Below are 4,831 nucleotides of genomic sequence, written 5' to 3'. Positions count from 1 at the left end.
CAACGACGAGTCGTAGGAGGGCTTGCACACACAAACACACACGACGGTGATCCTCGCGCCGCCCCGGCCACGAGGATCACCACCCGCACATCACACCAAGCAACCGATCAGTTACCCAACACTTTCTCAGGCGACGGAGACCACGGTCGCGGTGTCCGGGGGAACGGTGCCCTCGAGCAGCGAGCGGTGGGTGGCGGCCAGGGCCCGGGGGCCGACGAGCCGGCGAACGGTGAGCCACTGCGACGCCGTGTCGAGGAATGCCTCCTCGGCACGGCGGTAGCGTGCGCGGTAGGACTCCTCCCCCTCCTTCTCGATGAGCCGCAGTTCCTCCGAGGGAGTGAAGAAGATCCACGGCTCGGGGTCGGTCAGCCCCGGGGGCGGCTCGATCTCGGCGCCGGGGTGCGTGTAGCCGACCAGCAGTGCGTCCTCGAGCACGGAACCGAAACGGGCGTACACCGCGCGCAACCGATCGGCCCGGCCGGTGAAATCGACGAGCACGACGGGGCCGGTGAGCTCGGCGGCGGAGAGGTCACCGTAGGTCAGAACGGTGTCGTAGTGGCGCATCTTGCGGACGAAGTCGGCGTGGGCCGGGGCGGTCACGCCGATGGTGGTGAGGTCCTCCCGCGCGGCCAGCAGCCCGGCCAGCCCGAGCGCGGTCTTACTGGAGGCGCTGGTGATCAGCACGGTGCCACCGGCTGCGGTTTCACGGATCAGGAACTCGGCGAGGTTGAACGAGGCCGGGTACAGCGGCCCGAGCACCAGGCGGTGGTCGTCCAGCTCGTCCGGCTCGCCGGCCTGGAGGTACTCGCGGTACCACGGGTGCAGGTAGTCCCGTTCCGGGGCGGTGTCCGCGAAGCCCCGGGCCGTGGGGGTGGCGCTGAGAACGACGTGCGTCGACATCGGCAGGAACCCGAAGTAGCGCGTCCCGACCGCGATCTCCGGGTGGCGTGATTCCTCGACCCGGGCGTAGCCCCACGTCGGCACGCGACCGTGGCCCCCGGGCGCGGCGAACGCGTCGAAGAATGGCAGTTCGGACTCGCCGAGACGGGCGTAGGTGGCGGTGATGGCCGTCATGGCGAACGTCTCCGCCGCCAGCCGTACCTCGCCGGGCCCCGGGGCGGGGGTGGGGGCCGGCCGTAGCTCGGTCGCCGTGAGGTCGTTCCGCTCGACCAGCAGATCCCATCCGTCCAGTTCAGGCACGTCCGTCTCCCCTTCGTCATTCGTACCGCGGCGCCGATGGGCCCGCCCGGGCCATGGTCGTCGTTCGGCCGTGAGAGGGGCATCTCCCCCCGTGCGGTGACCCACGGCCCGGTGCTCCGGGACGTGGGCGGGAGGGTCCGCACTCTCGAAGATGCGGGGACCGGGGGAACCCGGGACGGTGGAGGGTTGCGCACCCGGGTCGGAGCGGCGCACGACCCCGCCCCCCAGGGGGGCGGGGTCGTGCGCATCGGCGTGCCCGGTCCCGCGGGGAGCGGGACCGGGCACGTCCTGCGGCCGGTTCAGGGTTGGGCGGCGGTGGGCACACCCTCCGTGCCGGTCGCCGCGCCCACCTTCTGCGTCCCGGCGGCCACGGGCTCGACCGGCGGGGTGTCCTCCGCCGAGGGGCTCTGCGGCGGGGTGTCCTCCGCCGAGGGGCTCTGCGGGGTCTCCGTGCCCGTGGGGGGCACGTGGCGCAGTGCGGCGAGGGCCACGACCGCCAGGGCGAGAACGATCGCCAGGCTGGCCCACGCGGTGGCGCCCAGCGCGCCGGCCAGGGCGTTGTTCGCGGCTTCGTTCAGTTCCGCGGCCGCCGTCCCGCCGAGTTGCTGCACGGCGGTCGCGGCGCCCGCCGCGCTCTCCCGGGCGGTCTCGGCCACGTCGGCCGGGAGCCCGGAGGGCATCGTCTCGCCGATCCGGTCGCGGTAGACGGACATGCCCACCATGCCGATCACCGCCACCCCTGTGGCGACGCCCATCTCCATGGAGGTCTCGTTGACCGCCGCGGCGGCTCCGGCGCTCTCCTGCGGGACGGAGCCCATGACCAGGCCGGCGCTCAGTGCGGACGCCGGGCCGATGCCCGCCGCGACGGCGATCAGACCACCCACCAGCAGTCCCAGGCCGTCGCTGCCGCCGACGTGGGTGATCACGTAATAGCCGATGGCGACGATGGTCAGCCCGCCCGCCATGACGTGCGCGGGGCGGAGCCGCTGCGCGAGGAGCGGGCCGAGCTGGAGGCTGATCAGGGTCGCCAGGGCCGCGGGGAGCATCCAGAGCGCGGCTCGCAGGGGGGACAGTCCCTCGACCAACTGCAGGTACATGTAGACGAAGAGGTACGAGCCGGACAGGAAGCCGGAGAAGCTGGTGATGACCACGGCCGAGCTGAAGGTGCGGTGGCGGAACAGACGCAGGTTCAGCAGGGGCTCGGCCAGCGTGCGCTGGCGCCGCACGAAGAGCAGGCCGAAGACCACACCGGCGACGACGGCCAGGACCGCCGGCGCGCCCAGCCCTTCCCTCGAGATCTCCTTGAGCCCGTAGATCAGCGGCAGGACCCCCGCCAGGGAGAGCGCCACGCTGGGCAGGTCGGTGCGGCCGGCGTCGGGGTTGCGGTACTCGGGCAGCGTCCTCGGCGCGATGAGCAGCAGCAGCACGGTGACGGGCACGCCCAGCAGGAACACCGAACCCCACCAGAAGAACTCCAGCATGGCGCCGCCGATCACCGGGCCGAGCATGGTGCCGGCCATGAAGCACCCCATCCACACGCCGATCGCCATGGCCTGCTGCTTGGGGTCCTTGAACATGTGGGTGAGCAGGGAGAGCGTCGACGGCATGAGGGTGGCACCGGCGATTCCCAACAGCGCTCTGGCCGCGATGAGCATCTCCGCACTGGAGGAGTAGGCGGCCAGGACCGAAGCGGCGGCGAACGCCGCGGCGCCGATGAGCAGAAGTTTCCTTCGGCCGATCCGGTCGCCGATGCTGCCCATCGTCACCAGGAGGCCGGCGATCATGAAGCCGTAGATGTCGATGATCCACAGCTGCTGGACGCTGCTGGCTCCCAGGTCCGCGCCCAGGTGCGGCAGCGCCATGTACAGCACGCTCATGTCCAGGGCCAGCAGGATGGTGGGCAGGCTCAGCACGGCCAGCCCGATCATCTCCCTTCGTCCCGCTCGTCCGCCCGATTCCGGTGCGGAGGACGTGTTCATGGGTGCTCCTCTGTGTGATCGTGTGGGTGGGGGAGGAGGCGCCGCACCCGGACCCTTCGTCCTCCGCTCGCGGGGTCCGGCTCCACCGCCCCGGCCGCGGGAGACCGACTCAGTCCGGCGTGCGGGCGATCCTCGTGAGGTGGCGTCCGTACGTCGACTGCCGCATTCCGGCACCGAGCCGATGACAGGCGTCGACATCGATGAAGCCCATCCGCAGGGCGACCTCCTCGAGGCAGGCGACACTCTCGCCCTCGTACTGCTCGACGTACTGCACGTACTGACCGGCGGCCAGCAGGGAATCGTGGGTGCCACAGTCGAACCAGGCGCTTCCGCGGCCCAGTTCGGTCAGCGTCACCCGGCCCCGCCGGAGGTACTCGAGATTGACGTCGGTGATCTCCAGTTCACCGCGGGGCGAGGGGGTGATCCCCCGGGCGATGTCGACGGCCTCGTGGTCGTATAAGTACAGGCCGGTGATCGCCGTGTGGGATCTCGGCTGTCGCGGCTTCTCCTCCAGGGAGACCACTCGTCCCGTCGAGTCGACCTCGGCGATGCCGTATCGCTCCGGGTCGGGCACGGGCGAGCCGAACAGCACACAACCGTCGAGCCGGTCCCGGGAGCGGCGCAGCAGCTCGGGGAACCCGGTTCCGTGGAACACGTTGTCGCCCAGGACCAGCGCCGAGGCGTCCCCGTCGATGTGGTCGGCTCCGATCAGAAGCGCTTCGGCGATGCCCCGCGGCTCCTCCTGAACGGCGTAGGACAGGTTCAGGCCGAGACGGGAGCCGTCCCCGAGGAGACTTCTCATGACGGGGACGGCGTCCGGCGCGGAGATGAGCAGGATGTCCCGGATCCCGGCCAGCATCAGCACGGAGAGCGGGTAGTAGACCATCGGCTTGTTGTAGACGGGGAGCAACTGTTTGGACATGGCCGAGGTCAGGGGGAACAGCCGTGTGCCGCTGCCGCCGGCGAGAACGATTCCCTTCATCACCCGGTCCGTCCTTCGATTGGATGGGAAACGACGGTGTGGTGCCGGATCCGGGGGTCAGCGGACCGGCCGGTCGGCCGTGCGGTTGAGCCACCACTGCACGAGCATCAGGTTGATGACCCAGCCGATCCAGCGAATGGTTTCGAGGTAGTAGTTGGCGTCGATCTGCAGCGCCAGCGCGGTGCCGATCAGGATCACCAGCGAGCCCCAGAGGTTGTTCATCACCATCGCGAAGGCGTACAGCATGAACCGCCGGTGCTCCGCGCGGCGGCCCTGGCGGATTCGGATGTATCCCATGACGGTGAAGGCCATCCACAGGACCGTCGCGACGGTGACCCCGACCTTGCCCACGGGCGGGGCGAAGGGCACGATCACCAGTCCGAGCGTGCCGGCGACCATCGTGGAGACCACGTACCCCCGGCCGCCCCACCGGTGCACGGCGGGGTACCGGTGGCGCAGCCACGGCCAGACCTGGAGGATCGAGAGCAGCAGGGCGACGCTGCCGAACACGATGTGCGCCATCAGGAGCGAGTAGTACGGCGAGAACCCCTCATGGGGCATCAACGGGGCCGTTTCCCGGTCCAGGTAGGGCATCGACGTGTAGACGATGAAGCCGACGGAGACCAGGAACAGGGGGGCGATCCACGGACGGCGCCACCAGCGGGCGGAG

At 70.4% G+C, this 4,831-nt stretch carries 4 protein-coding genes; all 4 read right to left on the bottom strand.

Annotation, left to right across the window (positions count from 1 at the left end; all coding sequences use genetic code 11):
* Positions 1–126: 126 nt before the first annotated feature.
* Positions 127–1,200: a DUF2855 family protein gene (locus FNQ90_RS12825; protein ID WP_182606496.1), complete on the bottom strand. Its 1,074-nt coding sequence runs from the start codon at positions 1,198–1,200 to the stop codon at positions 127–129.
* Positions 1,201–1,499: 299 nt separating this feature from the next.
* Positions 1,500–3,179 carry an MFS transporter gene (locus FNQ90_RS12820; protein ID WP_407699356.1) on the bottom strand — a complete coding sequence of 560 codons (1,680 nt, stop codon included), beginning with the start codon at positions 3,177–3,179 and terminating at the stop codon, positions 1,500–1,502.
* 109 nt (positions 3,180–3,288) lie between these two features.
* Positions 3,289–4,161 carry a glucose-1-phosphate thymidylyltransferase RfbA gene (gene rfbA / locus FNQ90_RS12815; RefSeq protein ID WP_182606494.1) on the bottom strand — a complete coding sequence of 291 codons (873 nt, stop codon included), beginning with the start codon at positions 4,159–4,161 and terminating at the stop codon, positions 3,289–3,291.
* Between the two features lie 57 nt (positions 4,162–4,218).
* A partial coding sequence (locus FNQ90_RS12810) for a DUF2306 domain-containing protein (RefSeq protein WP_228471091.1) occupies positions 4,219–4,831 on the bottom strand: 613 nt, incomplete at its 5' end.

The sequence above is a fragment of the Streptomyces alkaliphilus genome (assembly GCF_014141535.1).
In the GTDB taxonomy this organism is placed as follows: Bacteria; Actinomycetota; Actinomycetes; order Streptomycetales; family Streptomycetaceae; genus Streptomyces; species Streptomyces alkaliphilus.
This window is presented reverse-complemented; position numbering and strand designations above follow the sequence as displayed.

Excerpts from the sequence above, each read along its gene's own strand:
- FNQ90_RS12820 (WP_407699356.1), bottom strand. The coding sequence starts at position 3,179 with ATGAACACGTCCTCCGCACCGGAATCGGGCGGACGAGCGGGACGAAGG.
- rfbA (WP_182606494.1), bottom strand. The coding sequence starts at position 4,161 with ATGAAGGGAATCGTTCTCGCCGGCGGCAGCGGCACACGGCTGTTCCCC.